Genomic DNA, 20,018 nt, shown 5'->3' on the forward strand with positions numbered 1-20,018 from the left:
CTTCATTTCAATATTATTTGAAATATCGAATTGGTTGCGGTAGCATGGTCGGCATGGATACCAAACAAACCTTGGCCGCGCTGGCGGCATTGGCGCAAGAGAGCCGGCTGGCCGTGTTCCGGCTGCTGGTTCAGAATGGGACTGGCGGTCTTGCCGCCAGCAAGATCGGCGAGCAACTCGATATTGCGCCGTCCTCGCTGTCCTTCCATTTGAAAGAATTGGCGCATGCGGGCCTGGTCACGTCGCGTCAGGAAGGGCGCTACGTCATCTATTCGGCCGATATCGCCGCGATGAATGGCCTGATAAGCTTTTTAACTGAAAACTGTTGCGGTGGCGTCTCGTGCAAACCATGAATATTCTTTTTCTGTGTACCGGTAACTCCTGTCGTTCGCTGTTGAGCGAGGCGATTTTCAATCATCTGGCGCCGCCCGGCTGGCGGGCGATCAGCGCCGGCAGTCAGCCGACCGGCCGGCTCAATCCGCGCGCGCTGGCGCTGTTGCAGCACAAGGGCATTTCAACCGAGGGCTATTACAGCAAATCGTGGGATGCGCTGCCGGTCACGCCGGAGTTGGTGATTACCGTTTGCGGCAGCGCCGCCGGCGAGACTTGCCCGGCTTATCTGGGCCCGGTGCTGCGCGCGCATTGGGGCGTGGAAGATCCCAGCCATGTGGTGGGCAGCGAGGAGGAAATCGAGGCCGCGTTCGAGCAGGCTTACCGCATCCTGCGCACCCGTATCGAAGCTTTCGTGGCCAAGCCCACGTTGGACCAGGCGGAACTGGACCGCATCGGCACGCTGGGTGAAGGATGCTGAGCGCGCTGCTGATCTTCGTCGCCACGTTGGTGCTGGTGATCTGGCAGCCGCGCGGCTTGGGCATCGGCTGGAGCGCGTCGCTGGGCGCGGTGGCCGCGCTGCTGGCGGGCGTGATTCATGTCAGCGATATTCCGGTGGTGTGGCACATCATCTGGAATGCGACGGCGACTTTTGTGGCCATCATCATCACCAGCCTGTTGCTGGACAAGGCGGGCTTTTTCGAATGGGCGGCGCTGCATATGGCGCGCTGGGGCGGGGGCAGCGGCAAGCGGCTGTTCGTCATGCTGGTGCTGCTGGGCGCCGCTGTCTCGGCGCTGTTTGCCAATGATGGCGCGGCGCTGATTCTGACGCCGATCGTGATCGCCATGCTGCGCGAGCTGCGCTTCTCGGCGCGCGCCACGCTGGCGTTTGTGATGGCGGCCGGCTTCATCGCCGATACGGCCAGCCTGCCGCTGGTGGTGTCGAATCTGGTGAACATCGTCTCGGCCGATTACTTCGGTGTCAGCTTCGCGCGCTATGCGGCGGTGATGGTGCCGGTGAATCTGGTGGCGGTGGCGGCTACGCTGGCGGTGCTGATGTGGTTCTTCCGCGCCGATATCCCGGCCGATTACGACGTCCATCAAATCAAGGACCCTGCCACGGCGATCCATGATCGCGCCACCTTCGTGGCCGGCTGGTGGGTGCTGGGCGTGCTGTTGATTGGCTTCTTCGTGATCGAGCCAATGGGTGTGCCGATCAGCGTGGTGGCCGCTGTCGGCTCGTTGGTGCTGCTGGTGGTGGCGGCGCGCGGACACCGCATTTCCACGCGCGAGGTGCTGCTGCATGCGCCGTGGCAGATTGTGGTCTTCTCGCTGGGGATGTATCTGGTGGTGTACGGCTTGCGTAATGCCGGCCTGACGGCTTATCTGACCGAGGCGCTGGCGTGGTGCGCGCAGCATGGCGTATGGGCGGCGGCGATGGGCACTGGCTTCATCACGGCGCTGCTGTCGTCCATCATGAACAATCTGCCGACGGTGCTGATCGGCGCGCTGTCGATCGACGCTACGCCGACCCAGGGCGTGGTGCGCGAGGCGATGGTGTACGCGAACGTGATCGGCAGCGATCTTGGTCCGAAGATCACGCCGATCGGCAGTCTGGCTACGCTGCTTTGGCTGCACGTGTTGGCCAACAAGGGCATGCGCATCTCGTGGGGCTACTACTTCCGGGTCGGCATCTGCTTGACGCTGCCGGTTTTGTTTGTCACATTGGCAGCATTAGCAGCTCGCCTGGGGATAGAGTGAAACCGAAGAAGTGGATTGCCGTTGTACTGAGTATCTTTGCCGCGCCGCTGGCGTTTTTGTATGTGGGGGCGCCGCGTTGGGCGGCGATCAGCTTTGCCGTGCCGCTGGCGATCGGAATCGCCGCCTTCATGCTGCCGGGCGGGTTGGTGGAGAGTATGGCCGGTTTGGCCTCGCTGGCGTTGATGGTGTTGTGGGTCTGGCGTGCTTACCGACTGGCCGCCGCCGCGCCGGATGAGGCGGTTCGGCCGTGGTATTCGCGCTGGTACGGCATGCTCGGGCTGGTGGCGGGCGTCGGTGCGTTCGTTGTGCTGCTGCGCGTGTTTGCGTATGAGCCGTTCAAGGTGCCGTCGTCGTCGATGGTACCCACCTTGCCTGTGCGATCGCATGTGATGGTACAGAAGTGGGGCTACGGACATTACAGTACCATGGGCTACACCTTCGGCCATGGTGCCGCCTCGCAGACGGTGCTGCGCGGGGACATTATCGTCTTCGACTGGCCACGCGATCCGCGCCAGAGCTACTTGATGCGCGTGGTTGGTCTGCCGGGTGACAGGATCGAGTACCGCGACGACAAGCGCCTGTTGATCAATGGCGTGGACGTGCGCGGCAAAGAGCTGCCCGAGTACCTGGATTCCGAGCGGCTGATTTATATGAAGCGCTATCGCCAGCGCCTGGATCAGACCGAGCATGACTTCGTGATCAAGGACGCGGCATCGTGGTGGTTGCCGCAAGGGGCCGATCTGCCGCCGCAATGCACGGCCAGCGCCACAGCCCTCAGCTGCACGGTGCCGGCGGCCAGCTACTTCGTCATGGGCGACAATCGCGACAACAGTCTGGATAGCCGCTATTGGGGCTTTGTGCCGGCGCAGGCGGTGATCGGCAAGGTGGTGTATATTATTCCGCCTCGTACTTGAGGAGTCAGGATTGGATCAGCATATCAAACCAGTAGCGCTGGAAAAGGCATATCGCCTGTTGAATCATGGGCCGACCGTGTTGGTATCGGCCAGCCATGATGGCGTGGATAACGTGATGTCGGCGGCGTGGTCATGCGCGCTGGATTTCTCGCCGCCCAAGGTGACGCTGGTGCTGGACAAGGCCACCGCCACCCGTCCGCTGGTGGAGCGCAGCGGCTACTTCGCGCTGCAAGTGCCGAACCTGTCGCAGCTGCAGCTGACCTATGACGTCGGCCACACCAGCGCCAATGACACGCCGGACAAGCTGGGCAAGGCCGGTGTGCAGCTGTTCCGTGTCGAAGGCCACGACGTGCCGCTGGTGGCCGGCTCCTCCGCGTGGCTGATCTGCAAAGTGCTGCCGGAGCCGCGCAATGAACAGGTCTACGATTTGTTCATCGGCGAAGTGGTGGCCGCGTATGCCGACGACCGCGTATTCAGCGACGGCCACTGGCACTTCGAAACCGCCGACCCAAGCTTGCGCAGCCTGCACTACATCGCCGGCGGCACCTTCTACGCCATCGGCGATGCGGTGGTCGCGAAAACCTAAAGCGCCTAAAGGGCGCGGGCGATCAGGATTTTCTGGATGTCGCTGGTGCCTTCGTAGATCTGGCACACGCGGGCGTCGCGGTAGATGCGTTCTACCGGGAAGTCGCTGACGTAGCCGTAGCCGCCGTGGATCTGGATCGCGTCCGAACACACCTTTTCCGCCATCTCGGAGGCGAACAGCTTGGCCATCGCTGCCTCCTTCAGACAGGGCAGGCCGGCGTCCTTCATGGATGCCGCGTGCAGGATCAGTTGGCGCGCGGCTTCGATCTGCATCGCCATTTCGGCCAGTTTGAATTGCACCGACTGATGTTCGAAAATCGGCTTGCCAAAGCTTTCGCGCTCGCGGGCGTAGTGCAGCGCCGCTTCGTACGCGGAGCGCGCCATGCCCACCGATTGCGAGGCGATGCCGATGCGGCCACCCTCCAGTCCTGACAGGGCGATTTTGTAACCTTGCCCTTCCTCGCCGATCAGATTCGCCGCCGGGATACGACAGTTTTCAAACACGATCTGCGCGGTGTCGGACGAATGCTGTCCCATCTTCTGTTCAATGCCGGCGACGATGTAGCCCGGCGTGGACGTCGGCACCCAGAACGCGCTAATGCCTTTCTTGCCGGCCGCCTTGTCAGTAACCGCCATGACGATCGCCACGTCAGCGTGCTTGCCGCTGGTGATGAACTGCTTCACGCCGTTCAGCACATAGTGATCGCCATCGCGCGTGGCGGTGGTGCGCAGCGCGGCGGCATCACTGCCGGTGTGCGGTTCGGTGAGGCAGAACGCGCCCAGCATCGCGCCTTGCGCCAGTGGCCGCAGCCACTGTTCCTTCTGCTGCGGATTCGCATACATCATGCCGATGCTGCACACCGGGCAGTTGTTGACCGAGATGATGGTGGAAGTGCCGCCATCACCCGCCGCAATCTCTTCCAATACCAAAGCCAGGGACACGTAATCCATGCCCGCGCCGCCCAGTTCCTCGGGCACGGCGACACCGAAAGCACCCAGCGCGGCAAGCTCCTTCAACTCCTCACGCGGGAAGTGATGCTCCTTGTCCCAGCGGGCCGCGTTGGGGGCTAGACGTTCCTGCGCAAAGCTGCGCAGGGCGTCGCGTATCATTTCGTGTTCCTGGCTCAGTATCATGGTGAGATTCCGTTTTGTTTACCAACCGATGGTTGTGCCATCGTAGTTGCGGTACACCGCTTGTTCCGACGCGGGTAGCGTCGCAAGCGTTGCGCGGATGCCGCTCGCGCTTTGTTCCACCGAGATGTCGGCGCCGGAGCCGCCCATGTCGGTTTTCACCCAACCCGGGTGGAAGGCCACGCAAGTGGCGCCCTGCTTGCCGTGCACCAGCGCGGTATCGATCAGCACCGAATTCAGCGCCGCCTTGCTGGCGCGGTACAGCGAGCCGCCGGACACAGTGCGCTCGCTCAGCGATCCCATTCGCGACGACAGCACCGCCAGCTTGCCCTTCGCCGCAGATACCAGTGGCGCCAGAATCGGCAGCAGCCGCATCGCCGCCAGCACGTTGGTGTGCATGACGGTGTCGAAGTCGGTCTGCATCGGGAAACCGTCGTGACGCGGACCGTAGACGCCGGCGTTGAGGATGGCGACGTCCAGCTCTTCGCCATCCAGCTTCCAGCCCATGCCGGCCACCGCTTCGACGTTGTTCACATCCAGCTTGTGCGGTTCGGCGCCCAGCGCCGCCAGCGCGTCGCAGTCTTCCTGCTTGCGCGCGGTGGCGATCACGCGCCAGCCGTCAGCGCGGTATTGTTTGACCAGTTCCAGGCCGATGCCGCGCGATGCGCCGATAATCAATGCAGTCGCCATTTACACCATCTCCACTGCGAGTGCGGTGGCTTCGCCGCCGCCGATGCACAGCGCCGCCACACCTTTCTTGCCGCCGGTGCGCTTCAAGGCACCCAGCAGGGTGACGATGATGCGCGCGCCCGAGGCGCCGATCGGATGGCCCAGCGCGCAGGCGCCGCCGTGAATATTGACCTTGTCGTGCGGGATATCGAGGTCGCGCATGGCGGCCATCGGCACGGCGGCGAAGGCTTCGTTAATTTCGAACAGGTCGACGTCCTTGGTGCCCCAGCCGATTTTCTTGTACAGCTTTTCGATGGCGCCGATCGGTGCGGTGGTGAACCAGTTCGGCTCCTGCGCGAAGGTGGCGTGGCCGTGAATGCGGGCGATCACCGTCAGACCGAGTTCCTTGGCTTTCGATTCGCGCATCATCACCAGCGCGGCGGCGCCGTCGTTGATCGACGAGGAGGAGGCGGCGGTGATGGTGCCGTCTTTCTTGAAGGCGGCGCGCAGCGTCGGGATTTTTTCTACCTTGGCTTTCAGCGGACCTTCGTCCTTGTCGATCACAGTATCACCGGCGCGCGAAGTCACGGTGACGGGCGCGATTTCCCATTTGAAGTAGCCTTCATTGGTGGCGGTCTGCGCGCGCTTCACCGATGTGATGGCGAAGTTGTCCTGCGCCTCGCGGGTGAATTCGTACTTGGCAGAGCACTCTTCGGCAAAGGTGCCCATCGAACGGCCCTCGCCGGTTTTCTCGTTGCGCGAGTAGGCGTCTTCCAGACCGTCGTACATCATGTGGTCGAACATCATGCCGTGGCCGATGCGGTAACCGCCGCGCGCTTTCGGGATCAGGTAGGGCGCGTTGGTCATGGACTCCATGCCGCCGGCGATCACCACCTCGGCGCTGCCGGCTACCAGTTGGTCGTGTGCGAAGATCGCGGCCTGCATGGCCGAGCCGCACATTTTGGACAGCGTGACCGCGCCGGTGGACGTGGGCAGGCCGGCCTTCAGCAGCGCCTGACGCGCCGGCGCCTGGCCCTGGCCCGCCATCAGGCAATTGCCGAAGTAAACGTGTTCGACCAGCTTGGCGTCGATGCCGGCGCGTTCCACTGCGGCTTGAATCGCCACCGCGCCCAGGTCGTGCGCAGACTTGGTCGAGAAGTCGCCCTGGAAGGCGCCCATGGGCGTGCGTGCGGCGCCGACGATTACGATAGGATCATTCATTTTCAAAGGTCTCCATGAAAGGCGGTGGTGTCACCGCCGGGGTGTTCGATGTTTGCTTGTGCGAGAAGCGCATGTGTTGTGGATAAGGGTAGACGTCTTCCACCTCGCCGGCCTGAATGCGCTGTTTGCGCGCTTGCCAGTACTCGGGCGTCAGCAGATCGGCGTGGTGTTTGAGGAAGTACTGGCGGATCTTCGGATTCCCCAGCAGGAAGCTGCCGAACTGCTCGGGGAAGACATCGTGTTTGCCGATTGGGTACCACGGCTCCGACGCCATCTCTTCTTCCTCGGTGCGTGCTTCGGGGATGGCGCGGAACTGGCAGTCGGTGATGTATTCGATTTCGTCGTAATCGTAGAACACCACGCGCTGGTGACGCGTGACGCCGAAATTCTTGTACAGCATATCGCCGGGGAAGATGTTGGCCGCCACCAGTTCCTTGATGGCGTTGCCGTATTCGAGTACGCCATGTTCCAGCTGGGCGTCGTCGTTTTCTTTTTCGCTCAGCCAGAGATTCAGCGGCACCATGCGGCGTTCGATGTACAGGTGCTTGATGATGATCTGGTCGCCCTCTTCCTCGATCAGCGAGGGTGCGAACTGCTTCAGCTCCGCCAGCAGTTCGTCCTTGAAGCGGCTGCGCGGGAAGGCGACGTTGGAGTATTCCAGCGTGTCGGCCATGCGGCCGACGCGGTCGTGGTGCTTGACCAGCAGGTACTTCTCTTTGACCAGCGCGCGCGTGGTTTCCTTCGGCGGCGGGTAGAAGTCCTTGATCACCTTGAACACGTAGGGGAAGGACGGCAGCGCGAACACCAGCATCACCAGGCCGCGTATGCCGGGCGCGATGTCGAACAAATCCGACGAGTGTTTCAGGTGCTGCAGGAAGTCGCGGTAGAACAGCGCCTTGCCCTGCTTCTGCAGGCCGAGGATGGTGTAGATCTCGCTGCGTGGTTTGCGCGGCATCAGCGTGCGCAGGAACTGCACGTAGGCCGATGGCACTTCCATGTCGACCAAAAAGTAGGCGCGGGTGAAGGAGAACAGCACCGCGATCTGCTCGGGATCGAACAGCACCGTGTCGAGTATCAGCTGGCCGCTGCGGTTATGCAGAATCGGCACCACGAATGGATAGACGCGGTTGCCGTTGATGATCTTGCCGACGATGTAGGCGCCCTTGTTGCGGAAGAACAGGCTGGATAGCACGTGGATCTGGTGATTCGGTTCGATGCGGGCATCGCCATACAGCGCTTGCAGGCGCGCTTCCACTTGTTCGACATCGCGCGTCAGGTTGGCGAAGCTGGCCTCCAGCTGGAAGTTGGTGATGATGCGCTTGAGCGTGAAATGCAGGCCGTCCGCCGCCGGGTAGTAGACGCGGTAGGTGGGCCTGGGTTCGGCGGTTTCGATGTATTCGGTGGAGACTACCGGCCGCACGAAAATGAATTCGTTGTGGAAGTAGCGGCGGTGCAGGATGTTGCAGCACACGGAGTTGAAGAAGGTCTCGGCCAATTCCGGTTGCTTGTGGTCGGACAGCATGCCGATGTAGTGCAGTTTGAGTTCGCGCCAGACTTCGTCGGTGAGGTCGGCGGGTTCGTATTCGTCTTCCAGCTGCTGCACGCATTCCTGCACGCGCTGGTCGTAGAAGTCGATGCGGGCGCGCGCCGCCGCCTGCGCCTCGGCCCAGGCGCCGCGCTCGAAGAACTGCCTGGCCTGCTGGCTGGTGGCGCGGAACAGGCGGTAGTGCTTGTCGAAGCCGTCGCGGATGGTGCGCGCGATGTCGAACGCGATCTGCGAGCGTAGCAGCTTGGGGAAGGCGGCTTGGGTCATGAGTGTCATCGTTTCCGTCGTACCGGCGAAAGCCGGTACCCATGCTGAGCTGGCTATGCCGGCGTTCTATGGGCACCGGCCTCCGCCGGTGCGACGTTCATTTTACGTGGTCTCCGCGAACAGCTCGCGGCCGATCAGCATGCGGCGGATTTCGCTGGTGCCGGCGCCAATCTCATACAGCTTGGCGTCGCGCCACAGGCGACCGACCGGATACTCGTTGATGTAGCCGTTACCGCCCAGCGTCTGGATCGCCTCGCCGGCCATCCAGGTCGCCTTCTCGGCGCTGTACAGGATGGCGCCGGCGGCATCCTTGCGCAGCTGGCGCACCTGGTCCGGCGAGACCGCGCGATCGCACGCCTGGCCCACCGCGTAGACATAGGCTTTGCACGCCATCATGGTCGAGTACATATCGGCCAGCTTGCCCTGCATCAGCTGGAATTCGCCGATGGCCTGGCCGAACTGCTTGCGGTCGTGGATGTAGGGCACCACCGCGTCCATGCACGCTTGCATGATGCCGAGCGGGCCGCCGGACAGCACGGTGCGCTCGAAGTCCAGGCCGGACATCAGCACATTGACGCCCTTGCCGACGCCGCCCAGCACATTCTCGGCCGGCACTTCGCAATCCTCGAACACCAGCTCGCCGGTGTGGGAGCCACGCATGCCCAGCTTGTCCAGCTTTTGCGCGATCGAGAAGCCTTTGTAGCCCTTTTCGATCAGGAAGGCGGTCATGCCGCGCGGACCGGCTTCAAGGTCGGTCTTGGCATAGACCACCAGGGTATCGGCGTCCGGTCCGTTGGTGATCCACATCTTGGTGCCGTTGAGGACGTAGCGGTCGCCCTTGAGATCGGCGCGCAGCTTCATGCTGACCACGTCGGAACCGGCGTTCGGCTCGGACATCGCCAGCGCGCCGATGTGCTCGCCCGAGATCAGCTTGGGCAGGTATTTCTGCTTTTGTTCGGCGTTGCCGTTGCGCTTGATCTGGTTGACGCACAGATTCGAGTGCGCGCCATAGGACAGGCCGACCGAGGCCGAGGCGCGCGAGATTTCTTCCATCGCCACGATGTGGGCCAGGTAGCCCATGTTGGCGCCGCCATATTCCTCCGGCGCGGTGATGCCGAGCACGCCCAGCTCGCCCAGCTTGCGCCACAAGTCCATCGGGAACTCGTCGCTGCGGTCGATCTCGGCCGCGCGCGGGGCGATCTCGGCGGCGGCGAACTGCTGCACGGCTTCGCGCAGCGCGGCGATGTCCTCGCCATGGTCAAAGGTCAGGCCTGGGAGATGGAGCATGTCATCCTCGATTCTTCTGGTGTTTTGAAGCGGCTATGATACGCGTGAGTGACGTTAACGTAAACGTCAAGTCGCCTCGGCGCCCTGTTCCGCCAGCAGCCGCTTGCAGTCGTCCTCGTGGGCCTGGATTTCGGCCAGCGACATTTCGATGTCTTCGCGCTGCTGTTCCAGCGTTTCGCGGTGCTGCGCCAGCACCGTCAGGAAGCGGTGCATCTGCGCCACCGAGTCCTTCGGCGTTTCGTACATGTCGACCAGGCTTTTGATTTCGGCCAGCGACAGCCCCAGCCGCTTGCCGCGCAGGGTCAGCTTGAGGCGGGTGCGGTCGCGCCCGGTGTACACGCGGTTGCGGCCGCCGGCGCCTTCGCGCGACGGGCTCAGCAGCCCCTGGTCTTCATAAAAGCGGATCGCGCGCGCGGTCACATCGAATTCGCGCGCCAGTTCGGTAATGGTGTAGGTAGACATCGGGACAGGGGATGATTCCGTTTACGTTAACGTCAATTGTAGCGCGAAAAACACCTTCCAACGTAGAGTTGGTGGCTTTTCGTGACCAGGGGGCATGCACAGTGGTATCGTGCGACGTGAAACGTGACGCGGCAGCATGATATCCATCCCCACGCGCTCCGGCCGAATAAAATTTGCTGCAGGATTCTGCTCTCAGGCGTCTCGGTAGAGGATAGAATGTCAACTATGAAATCCTGCGATATCACATTTGCAGCTCCCTACGCATAGACTGACTTTCATGACGCAACGTGAAATAGTGCAAATATGAATTCCTCTAATGAACGCGAAAGCTTTAGCCAGCGACTCCAACAGGCTCTCAAGAACGCCCATTATTCGCCCGACAGCCCGACCCGGCTGGCGCGTGAATTCAACATCCGTTTCGATGGTCGGCCGATCACCGTGCACGCAGCCCGCAAATGGCTGGTAGGCGAGGCGATCCCGACTCAGGAGAAGTTGCGCATGATTGCCCAATGGTTGGGTGTGCCGGCGGAATGGCTGCGCTTCGGTGGTCCGGAAGAAGGCGCGCCGAACAGTGAAAATGGTAGCGCGCTGTCGCGCTTCGAGTCGGCCGACGTCAAGCTGATCGCGGATTTGCAGCGTCTGGACGAGCACCACCGCCAGATTGCCCGGGAATTTATCCGCATGCTGGTGCGCGTGAACTACCAAAAGTAGATATTTTTAAGTAGTACTACCGAGAGATGGCGGCTATGGATAGCGTCGCGGTGGGATTAATTATATGAAACTGGTTTCACATTCAGCCGGTTTTTGTTCGGACTTGAGCGCTGCCAGGACAGCGCTCTTTTTATTTTCGCTATCTTTGCGAAATGTCATAGTTGAGCCATGTTTTTGAGGCACAATAGGGCTTGATTTACTTTTCGGGAGTCACGCTTTGAGCCGTCTTATGAAAAGCAATTACAGCAATGTCGCGCAGCTGAAAGATCTGATGACCGCCCCGCCGATGACCGCCGAACAACATGCTGAAGTGATGCGCAAACGCATCGCCCACCGCCGCATGGTGGAGGAAGCGCGTGAACTGAAACGCGCCAGCACTTCCTGGTACGACAAGCGCTAAGCGTTTAAACGTCTTTTGCCGTTTTCAGGCCCGCCCAGCGCGGCGCCAATGCATGTTCAATCCCAAACAAGTCGATGACACGGGCCACCGTGTGGTCGACCATTTCCTCTATGCTTTGCGGATTGTGATAGAAGCTGGGCAAGGGTGGGAAAATGATGCCGCCCATTTCCGTTACCGCCGTCATATTGCGCAGGTGCGCCAGATTGAACGGTGTTTCCCTTACCATCAACACCAGCCGGCGGCGCTCCTTGAGCACCACGTCGGCCGCGCGCGCGATCAGATTATCCGATAAGCCGTGCGCCACCGAGGCCAGGGTTTTCATCGAGCACGGTGCGATCACCATGCCGTCGCTCTGGAACGATCCGCTGGCGATCGAGGCGCCGACGTCGCGCACCTTGTGCACCACGTGGGCCAGGGCGTCGACTTCGCGCCGCTGCAGTCCGGTTTCCTGGTGCAGCGTGAGGACCGCGGCGTCGGAGACGATCAGATGCGTCTCGATGCCGGGAAGATGTTGCAAATGTTGCAGCAGACGCACGCCATACACCGCGCCGGTGGCGCCGGTGATGGCGATGACAATCCGCCGCAAGCGATCAGACATTCTGCAGCAGGGTTTTCAGCTCGCCGGACTCAAACATTTCGCCCATGATGTCCGAGCCGCCGATGAACTCGCCCTTCACGTACAGCTGAGGAATGGTCGGCCAGTTCGAGTAGTCCTTGATGCCTTGACGCACTTCCGGATCTTCCAGCACGTTGACGGTGGCAATGTTTTCAACGCCGCAGGCTTTCAGGATCTGGATGGCACGGCCGGAGAAGCCGCATTGTGGGAACTGGGCGGTGCCCTTCATGAACAGCACCACCGGGGCGTTGGTCACGGTTTCTTTGATCCAGGTTTGTACGTCGCTCATAGCTGCCTCTAGGGTGTAAAGATGTGGAATACCGGCATTTTATAAGAAATGCGCCCGCCCCGGTTGACAGCCCCGAAAATGCGCGTATGCTGACTATATCGATACTCGATATAGCGAATTCCGATACATGTCCGCCGTTACTCCCGATCCCATCCGCTTTCTGCCCCTGTCCGAAGCCACGTTTTACGTGATGCTGGCGCTCAGCCAGCAGCCGCTGCACGGCTACGCCATCATGCAGCAGACCGAGGCGCTGAGTGCCGGCAGCGTCACACTGGGGCCGGGCACGCTGTACGGCATTTTCGGCACGCTGGAAAAGCAGGCGCTGATCGTCAAGGTGGCGGAGGAGGAGCGGCGCAAGATCTACGCGCTGACCGAACTGGGCAAGGCCGTGCTGGCCGAGCAGGTGCGGCGGCTGGAAATCATGGTGAACAGTGCGGCACGTCTCAAGGAGGCAGGATGAAGAAATTCAGACCGTGGTGGGCTTGGCAGGACGAACAACATGGCGCCTGGCTGCAGCGCATGGCGGCGCAGGGCTGGTATCTGCGCGCGGCGAATTGGCTGGAAATCTACACCTTCGAGCGCGGCGCGCCGGCCGAGGTGGCGTATCGCTGGGATTTGCACCTCAATAATTTCGAGCCCGACTATCGCCAATTGCTGGAGGACGCCGGCTGGGAATATGTCGCCGCGCACGGCGGCTGGCATTGCTGGCGCAAGCCGATCGTGGCCGGACAGGTGCCGGAAATCTTCAGCGATCCGGCCGACCGGCTGCGCCGCTACCGCCGTCTGCTGGCGCCCTGCGTGGCGATGGTGGTGGCGCAGCTGCTGCTGGTCAGCCAGTGGGCCGACTGGGGCCGCGCGCCGCTGGCGTTGAACGCGCTGAACTGGCTTTCGCTGGGCATAGGTGCCATCGCCGCCTACAGCGCGGTGCAGCTGGGGCGGCGCATGGCCGCCCTCAAGGCCGCTTAGGACCGCTTAGGGCCGCTTAGCCGCGCAGCTTGGCGAAGGCGGCGGCCATGCTGCCGGCCACCGCCGGTTCGCGGGTCTGCTGCTTTTGCTGCTGGCCCATGGCGCGGCGGTCGTTGCGGTCGCCACGCTGTTGCGGCTGCGAACCGGCCTGCGGCGCGCTGTCGGTCAGGCGCATGGTCAGGGCGATGCGCTTGCGCTTCTCGTCCACTTCCAGCACTTTCACCTTGACCACCTGGCCGGCTTTCACCACCGTGTGCGGATCTTTGACGAAGGTGTTGGACAGCGCCGAGATGTGCACCAGGCCATCCTGATGCACGCCGATATCGACAAAAGCGCCAAACGCGGCCACGTTGGTCACCACGCCTTCCAGAATCATGTCCGGACGCAAGTCTTTGATTTCCTCCACGCCTTCCTTGAAGGTGGCGGTGGTGAATTCCGGACGCGGGTCGCGGCCCGGCTTCTCCAGCTCTTTCAGAATGTCGGTCACGGTCGGCACACCGAACTTGTCGTCGGCGTACTTGGCAGGCTGCAAACGCTTGATCAGCGCGCCGTCACCAATTACGCCTTTGATGTCCTTCTGGATATCGGCCAGGATTTTTTCCACCACCGGATAGGATTCCGGGTGCACCGCCGAGGCGTCCAGCGGATTGTCGCCGCCCATCACGCGCAGGAAGCCGGCCGCCTGTTCAAAGGTCTTGTCGCCCAGACGCGGCACAGATTTCAGGGCTGCGCGCGAAGTGAACGCTCCCTTCAGGTCGCGGTAAGTGACAATCGCCTGCGCCACCGAGGACGACAGGCCGGACACCCGCGCCAGCAGCGGCGCCGAGGCGGTGTTGACGTCGACGCCCACCGCGTTCACGCAATCCTCCACCACCGCATCCAGCGTGCGCGCCAGCTGGGTCTGCGACACGTCGTGCTGGTACTGGCCGACGCCGATCGATTTCGGATCGATCTTCACTAGCTCGGCCAGCGGATCTTGCAGGCGGCGCGCGATCGACACCGCGCCGCGCAGCGACACGTCCATGTCCGGCAACTCCTTGGAGGCGAACTCGGACGCCGAATACACCGATGCGCCCGCCTCGGACACCACGATCTTGCTCATTTTTTGCTCAGGGAAACGCTTGAGCAGATCCTGCGCCAGCTTGTCGGTTTCGCGCGAGGCGGTGCCGTTGCCGATCGAAATCAGCGACACATTGTGCTTCATCGCCAGTTTGCCCAGCGTGTGCAGCGAACCTTCCCAGTCGTTCTTCGGCTGGTGTGGATAAATCACCGCGGTATCCATCACCTTGCCGGTGGCATCCACCACCGCCACTTTGACGCCGGTGCGCAGACCAGGGTCCAGACCCATGGTGGCGCGCTGGCCGGCCGGCGCCGCCAGCAACAAGGCTTTCAAATTGGTAGCGAATACATTGATGGCTTCGAGCTCGGATTTCTCGCGCAGTGCGCCCATCAGTTCGGTATCCAGATGCATGAAGCTCTTCACGCGCCAGGTCCAGCGCGCGGTGTCGGACAGCCATTTGTCGGCCGCGCGGCCAGCGCTCTTGATGCCGAAACGGGCGGCGATGCGGCTTTCGCACGGATTGTGCGGCGCGTCCCATTTTGGCTTTTCCGGCTCGCTATCGAGACGCAGCGCCACGTCCAGCACGCCTTCGCGGCGGCCGCGCATCAACGCCAGCGCGCGGTGCGACGGCACGTTGGCCAGCGGCTCGGAATAATCGAAATAGTCGGCGAATTTTTCGCCTTCTTCTTGCTTACCTTCAATAACTTTCGATTCGACAATGCCATGCTCTTGCACATATTCGCGCAGCGATTGCAGCAGCGTGGCGTCTTCGGCAAAACGTTCCATCAGAATCTGGCGCGCGCCGTCCAGTGCCGCCTTGGTGTCGGCCACGCCCGGATTGTTGCCGTCGGCGCTGGTGAACGCTTCCTTCAGGTACTTGGCGGCTTCGGTTTCCGGGTTCAGGTCCGGATTGCCCAGCAGATCATCGGCCAGCGGCGCCAAGCCGGCTTCAATGGCGATCTGGGCCTTGGTACGGCGTTTTTGCTTGTACGGAAGATATAAGTCTTCCAGACGGGTCTTGTCTTCTGCGTGCATGACAGCATCTAACAGTACTGGTGTCATCTTGTTTTGCTCGGTGATCGAGGCGATGATGCTGGCGCGGCGGTCTTCCAGCTCGCGCAGGTAGCGCAGGCGCTCTTCGAGCAGACGCAGCTGGACGTCATCCAGGCCGCCGGTGACTTCCTTGCGGTAACGGGCGATGAAGGGAACGGTGGCGCCTTCGTCCAACAGGGCGATGGCGGCGGCGACCTGGACCGGTTTGGCGGATAGTTCCAGGGCAAGACGTTGTTCGATGGAAGGCAACATGGTGGTAATTCCTCAGCAGTCAAGCCCGGAATCATACGACATCGCGGCAAAGTTGCCAGTCTTGACAGCCCAAAAGGACTGTGAACGTTGGCAACCCCACTTTTGTAGTCGGGTTTTATACAGATTTACATGAACACGAACGCCGCTATGGCGGATAATATTGCCTGTTGCCGTTTTTGAACCATCTTTGAACAACAATGCGACCCATGGATTTTACCCGCGACGACGCCCCTGCCGCCCCAGCAGCACCAGCACCGGCACCAACACGCCTTACGCCGCCCGCGAATCAATTGTCGTACGCTGTCGCCACCTGGCTGCAGCGTGTGGATGCCGCAGCGCACCCTAAAGCAAAGCTGACCCCGCCGCCGGTCGAAAACGACCCCAAGCAAACGCAATACAAACTGATTTACGTGCTGGCGCCGACCAGCGGCGGCCGCCACGTGGCGCTGTGCCTGTACAAGGCGCGCCTGCGGCCGAACGGCGATGTGGCCGCCGCCAGCCCGGTCAGCGAAGTGTTTTCGCTGCTGTCGACGCCACCAACTTTCATGACGCAAGTCGATGAAGACCTGATCCGCTTCTTCGTCGCCATGCGCAGCGGCCAGAATTCGCAGACCGGTTCGGCCACCGAGCCGCGCGGCAAGATCGGCGCGGCACTGCTGAACATGCTGGCCGAGCAAGACAAATTGTTGTGGGCAAATTCCTGGTCCGATGTCGGCAACGGCCTGGTGTATCCGCTCAAAGGCGGCGTGCTGCGCGAAGCCAACCTGGCCTGGCGCGAGGAAGGCAAGGGATTGCGGCTGGGCTGGCAGGTGGCGCCGCCGCCGGGCGCCAAGCATGTCGGCGCCGACCAGGTCGATTACATGCTGCCGACCGATCCGCCGTGGTACATCGATAACCTGTCGTGCGGCGTGCTGCAGTTGAACCAGGGCGGCACCAGCATTCCGCTGGCGGATTTGCAGGCGCTGGTGGCCCAGGCGCCGCTGTTGACCAATAACGACAAGCTGCGGGTGTCGCAGCTGTTGCTGGCGCACGGCTTGCAGGGCTTGATGCCGCTGCCGCAGGCCTTGCCGCAGCGCATGCGCGACGACGTCAAGCCGCGTCCGGTGCTGACGCTGGACGCCGCCATGCTGGCCGATGGCTCGCTGCAGCGCTGGCACGACTTTGCCGTGCTGTCCTACGATTACGATGGCGAACGGGTGTCGTTCGATCCATCGCAGCGCGTGGTGCGCCAGAAGGGCGACGTCACTGAGATCATCCAGCGTGACAGCGCCGCCGAGGAAGAGGCGCTGGCGCTGCTGAGCGAGCGTCATTTCGCGGCCCCGAGCACGCAGCCGCTGAGCAGCGTCAAGGGCGGCCTGTTGCTGCCATCGCAGGCCGAGTGGCTGCGTTTCGCCCGCGACGGCATTGCCGCGCTGAAGCAAGCCGGCTGGAAAATCGAAAAAACCGTCAAATACCGCTACGACACGGTGGATGTCGGCGACTGGTACGCCGACGTGGTGGAAGACGAGGCGGATGGCGGCCGCGCCTGGTTCGATCTGGAACTGGGCATCATGGTCAATCAGGAGCGGGTGCCGCTGCTGCCAGTGCTGGTACAGCTGATCCGCAATGCACCCAACGATTTCAATCCGAAAGTCATCGCCCAGCACGGCGACGAAGACCAGATGCTGGCCACGCTGGCCGACGGCAGCAAGGTCGCGCTGCCGTGGGGCCGGGTGCGTCCGATCCTGAATACGCTGGGAGAGTTGTATTTCAGCGACAAAATCAAGAACTCGCTGCACATGGCGACGCTGGACGCCGCCCGCCTCGACGAACTGGCCCGCAATGTCGAGATGGAATGGACCGGTGGCGCCGAATTGCGCGACATGGGCGCCCGCCTGAACCAGTTTGGCGCCGTGAAACGGATTGCCACCCCGGCCGGCCTGCAAGCCACGCTGCGTGACTATCAAACCGATGGTCTGTCGTGGATGCAATTCCTGCGCGAATACGGCTTCGCCGGCATCCTGGCCGACGATATGGGCCTGGGCAAGACGGTGCAGACGCTGGCCCACATCCTGGTCGAAAAAGAAGCCGGCCGCCTGACCGCGCCGGCGCTGGTCATCGCCCCCACCAGCCTGATGGGCAACTGGCAGGAAGAGGCGGCGCGTTTCGCCCCCGGCCTGAAAGTGCTGCTGCTGCAAGGCAAGGACCGCATGGCCCAGTTCGACCAGATCGCGGAAGCCGATTTGGTGCTGACCACTTATGCGCTGCTGCCGCGCGATGAGGAAAAACTGCGTGAGCACGATTTCCACCTGGTCATCCTGGACGAATCGCACTACATCAAGAACACCCGCTCCAAGGCCGCGCAGAGCGCCGGCCTGCTGCGCGCGCGCCATCGGCTGTGCCTGTCCGGCACGCCGCTGGAAAACCATCTGGGCGAGCTGTGGTCGCAATTCCACTTCCTGCTGCCTGGCCTGCTGGGCGACGAGAAGGGCTTCAACAGCGTGTTCCGCCATCCGATCGAGCGTCAGGACGATCCGCTGCGGCGCGCGCTGCTGAATCGCCGCATCAAGCCCTTCCTGCTGCGCCGGACCAAGGACAGCGTGGCCAAGGAACTACCGCCGAAGACCGAGATGGTGCGCAAGGTCGAACTGACCGGCGCCCAGCGCGATCTGTACGAAACCGTGCGGCTGGCGATGGATCAGAAAGTGCGCGAGGAAATCGACCGCAAGGGCGTGGCGCGCAGCCAGATCGTGATTCTGGAAGCGCTGCTGAAGCTGCGCCAGGTGTGTTGCGATCCGCGGCTGGTGAAATCCACCACCAAAAAACAACAAGCCGCCGGTTCCGCCAAGCTGATCGACCTGATGCAGATGATCGAGGACTTGCTGGAGGAAAAGCGCAAAATCCTGGTGTTCTCGCAATTCACCAGCATGCTGGAGCTGATCGAGGAAGAGCTGGAAGCGCGCGACATCCCGTACGCCCTGCTGACCGGCGACACCAAGGACCGCAGCGCCCAGGTGGCAGCCTTCCAGCAGGGGGCGGTGCCGATCTTCCTGATTTCGCTGAAAGCCGGTGGTGTGGGCCTCAACCTGACCGCCGCCGACACCGTGATCCACTACGATCCATGGTGGAATCCGGCCGCCGAAAACCAGGCCACCGACCGCGCCTGGCGTATCGGACAGGACAAACCGGTGTTTGTGTATAAACTGATCGCCAAGGGCACGCTGGAAGAGAAGATTCAAGTCTTGCAGCAGAAGAAGTCCGATCTGGCGCAGTCCATCCTGGCCGAAGGCGAGTCGCAGAAAATGGCGCTCACTCAGGAAGATCTGCAACAAATCTTCGCACCTTTGGTGGAGTAGGCAATGGGTCAGACGATAGCGGAACTCCAGGCAGCCTTACAACAATCGCAAGCCAACGAAGCCCGCTACCGGCTGCTACTGGAGCACAGCAGCGAGGTCAGCTGGATGGCCGATTGCGCCAGCCTGCAGCTGACCTGGCTCAGCCCGGCCGCCGAACGCCAGTTCGGCTACACGCTGGAAACCGCGCAAACGCTGGCCGCCGGCCTGCTGAAGGACTTGCCGACGCGGCTGGCGCGCCATGCCGAGGGCGACCTCAGCCGTCGCCGGCTGCTGCGCGAAACCGAGCTGGCGCATGCCGATGGCCAGGTGGTGCCGGTGGAAATCGAGTCGACGCTGATCGTCGACGCCGCCGGCCGGGCGCTGAGCGTGATCGGCGTGGTGCGCGACCTCAGCGCGCAGCGCGAGCTGGCGGCGCAGCAGAAAAAGTTCGCTTCCATGCTGTCGCATGAATTCCGCACCCCGCTGTCGACCATCGATGGCGCCGTGCAGCGGCTGGAAATGACCGGCAGCCACCATGACGAAGCCACACGCAAGCGCTACCGCAAGATCCAGACTGCGGTCGACCGCATGCTGGCGATGATCGAGGAATACCTGTCGCCGGAGCGCATGGCCAGCGTTGGCCGCGAGCGCCAGGCCAATGAGGCCAACCCGGCTCAGTTGTTGCAAGCCGCCGCAGAGCAGGCCCGGCAGCGCCGCCCGCAGGTCAGCGTGCGCAGCGTAGGCTTGCCCTCCGCCATGCGTTGCGATCCGGCCGGCATGCGTCTGTGTCTGGACATTTTGCTGGATAATGCAATAAAGTACACACAGGATAATATTCCGATAGAATTGATCGGAAGAATTGCATCGGAAGGTGGCATCGAATTGCTGGTGCGCGATCACGGCGCCGGCATCGCGGCGGCGGAGTTGCCGCAAGTGTTCGACAAAGCCTTCCGGGGGAGTAATGCGGCTGGCGTGCCCGGTTCGGGCCTGGGCTTGTATATGGCGCGCTCCATCGTGGATGTTCACGGCGGAACGGTTACTGCTCGAAATGTTTCTGAAAGCGGCACGGAATTTCGGATTTGGCTGCCGGTAGCAGCCAATCCCGGGAAAAGCCTTGCGCGAGAGGAAAGCAGCAGTGATAATTCCTCGGACGCAAGCTCATAGCAGGGCGGGCCTGAGCACGC

At 62.2% G+C, this 20,018-nt stretch carries 20 protein-coding genes; 11 read left to right on the forward strand and 9 right to left on the reverse strand.

The window, feature by feature from the left end; all coding sequences use genetic code 11:
- Window positions 1-53: 53 nt before the first annotated feature.
- Genes GJ699_RS09820 through GJ699_RS09840 form a run of 5 tightly spaced genes read left to right on the forward strand, consistent with a single transcriptional unit; the run spans window position 54 to window position 3,591 of the window.
- Entirely contained in the window at window positions 54-353 is a 300-nt protein-coding gene (locus GJ699_RS09820; protein ID WP_154375571.1) for an ArsR/SmtB family transcription factor, read from the forward strand.
- A complete protein-coding gene (locus GJ699_RS09825) occupies window positions 350-811 on the forward strand; it encodes an arsenate reductase ArsC (protein WP_154375573.1) in 462 nt (153 codons plus the stop codon). The genes GJ699_RS09820 and GJ699_RS09825 overlap by 4 nt, the downstream gene beginning before the upstream one ends.
- Entirely contained in the window at window positions 805-2,091 is a 1,287-nt protein-coding gene (locus GJ699_RS09830) for an arsenic transporter (RefSeq protein ID WP_154375575.1), read from the forward strand. Before GJ699_RS09825 ends, GJ699_RS09830 begins: the two co-directional genes overlap by 7 nt.
- Window positions 2,088-3,005, forward strand: coding sequence for a signal peptidase I (gene lepB / locus GJ699_RS09835; RefSeq protein ID WP_154375577.1), 918 nt, complete (start codon window positions 2,088-2,090; stop codon window positions 3,003-3,005). The genes GJ699_RS09830 and lepB overlap by 4 nt, the downstream gene beginning before the upstream one ends.
- Window positions 3,006-3,015: 10 nt before the next feature.
- Window positions 3,016-3,591, forward strand: coding sequence for a flavin reductase family protein (locus tag GJ699_RS09840; RefSeq protein WP_154375579.1), 576 nt, complete (start codon window positions 3,016-3,018; stop codon window positions 3,589-3,591).
- A gap of 5 nt (window positions 3,592-3,596) precedes the next feature.
- On the opposite strand, the gene GJ699_RS09845 is transcribed toward GJ699_RS09840, so the two are convergent.
- The 6 genes from GJ699_RS09845 to GJ699_RS09870 form a co-directional block, all read right to left on the reverse strand.
- Window positions 3,597-4,724, reverse strand: coding sequence for an acyl-CoA dehydrogenase family protein (locus GJ699_RS09845; protein WP_154375581.1), 1,128 nt, complete (start codon window positions 4,722-4,724; stop codon window positions 3,597-3,599).
- 18 nt (window positions 4,725-4,742) lie between these two features.
- On the reverse strand, window positions 4,743-5,411 hold the full coding sequence (locus tag GJ699_RS09850; protein WP_154375583.1) for an SDR family oxidoreductase: 669 nt from the start codon (window positions 5,409-5,411) through the stop codon (window positions 4,743-4,745).
- Window positions 5,412-6,611, reverse strand: a complete 1,200-nt coding sequence (locus GJ699_RS09855; RefSeq protein ID WP_154375585.1) for an acetyl-CoA C-acyltransferase — start codon at window positions 6,609-6,611, stop codon at window positions 5,412-5,414.
- Window positions 6,604-8,424, reverse strand: coding sequence for a bifunctional isocitrate dehydrogenase kinase/phosphatase (gene aceK / locus GJ699_RS09860; RefSeq protein WP_154375922.1), 1,821 nt, complete (start codon window positions 8,422-8,424; stop codon window positions 6,604-6,606). Before aceK ends, GJ699_RS09855 begins: the two co-directional genes overlap by 8 nt.
- Before the next feature lie 102 nt (window positions 8,425-8,526).
- Window positions 8,527-9,711, reverse strand: coding sequence for an isovaleryl-CoA dehydrogenase (locus tag GJ699_RS09865; RefSeq protein WP_154375587.1), 1,185 nt, complete (start codon window positions 9,709-9,711; stop codon window positions 8,527-8,529).
- A 66-nt stretch (window positions 9,712-9,777) separates the two neighbouring features.
- Window positions 9,778-10,173 (reverse strand): MerR family transcriptional regulator, encoded by a 396-nt coding sequence (locus GJ699_RS09870; RefSeq protein WP_154375589.1) that lies wholly within the window; start codon window positions 10,171-10,173, stop codon window positions 9,778-9,780.
- Between the two features lie 303 nt (window positions 10,174-10,476).
- On the opposite strand from GJ699_RS09870, the gene GJ699_RS09875 reads away from it, so the two are divergent.
- Window positions 10,477-10,884, forward strand: coding sequence for a hypothetical protein (locus GJ699_RS09875; RefSeq protein WP_195763509.1), 408 nt, complete (start codon window positions 10,477-10,479; stop codon window positions 10,882-10,884).
- 229 nt (window positions 10,885-11,113) lie between these two features.
- Complete coding sequence (locus GJ699_RS34160) at window positions 11,114-11,284, forward strand: hypothetical protein (protein WP_195763510.1); 171 nt, start codon at window positions 11,114-11,116, stop codon at window positions 11,282-11,284.
- 4 nt (window positions 11,285-11,288) lie between these two features.
- Here GJ699_RS34160 and GJ699_RS09880 read toward each other — a convergent pair whose 3' ends face one another.
- Both GJ699_RS09880 and grxD read right to left on the reverse strand, forming a co-directional pair.
- Entirely contained in the window at window positions 11,289-11,882 is a 594-nt protein-coding gene (locus GJ699_RS09880) for a UbiX family flavin prenyltransferase (protein WP_154375591.1), read from the reverse strand.
- Complete coding sequence (gene grxD / locus GJ699_RS09885; RefSeq protein ID WP_154375593.1) at window positions 11,875-12,189, reverse strand: Grx4 family monothiol glutaredoxin; 315 nt, start codon at window positions 12,187-12,189, stop codon at window positions 11,875-11,877. The genes GJ699_RS09880 and grxD overlap by 8 nt, the downstream gene beginning before the upstream one ends.
- A gap of 127 nt (window positions 12,190-12,316) precedes the next feature.
- On the opposite strand from grxD, the gene GJ699_RS09890 reads away from it, so the two are divergent.
- Entirely contained in the window at window positions 12,317-12,649 is a 333-nt protein-coding gene (locus GJ699_RS09890; RefSeq protein ID WP_154375595.1) for a PadR family transcriptional regulator, read from the forward strand.
- Window positions 12,646-13,155: a DUF2812 domain-containing protein gene (locus tag GJ699_RS09895; RefSeq protein ID WP_154375598.1), complete on the forward strand. Its 510-nt coding sequence runs from the start codon at window positions 12,646-12,648 to the stop codon at window positions 13,153-13,155. The genes GJ699_RS09890 and GJ699_RS09895 overlap by 4 nt, the downstream gene beginning before the upstream one ends.
- Before the next feature lie 16 nt (window positions 13,156-13,171).
- Here GJ699_RS09895 and GJ699_RS09900 read toward each other — a convergent pair whose 3' ends face one another.
- Window positions 13,172-15,520, reverse strand: a complete 2,349-nt coding sequence (locus GJ699_RS09900) for a Tex family protein (RefSeq protein WP_154375600.1) — start codon at window positions 15,518-15,520, stop codon at window positions 13,172-13,174.
- A gap of 206 nt (window positions 15,521-15,726) precedes the next feature.
- On the opposite strand from GJ699_RS09900, the gene GJ699_RS09905 reads away from it, so the two are divergent.
- Window positions 15,727-18,855: a DEAD/DEAH box helicase gene (locus tag GJ699_RS09905; protein WP_154375602.1), complete on the forward strand. Its 3,129-nt coding sequence runs from the start codon at window positions 15,727-15,729 to the stop codon at window positions 18,853-18,855.
- Window positions 18,856-18,858: 3 nt separating this feature from the next.
- Window positions 18,859-19,998 (forward strand): PAS domain-containing sensor histidine kinase, encoded by a 1,140-nt coding sequence (locus GJ699_RS09910; RefSeq protein ID WP_154375604.1) that lies wholly within the window; start codon window positions 18,859-18,861, stop codon window positions 19,996-19,998.
- The last annotated feature ends 20 nt before the right edge of the window (window positions 19,999-20,018 follow it).

This window comes from Duganella guangzhouensis (assembly GCF_009674535.1).
GTDB classification, from domain to species: Bacteria; Pseudomonadota; Gammaproteobacteria; order Burkholderiales; family Burkholderiaceae_D; genus Rugamonas; species Rugamonas guangzhouensis.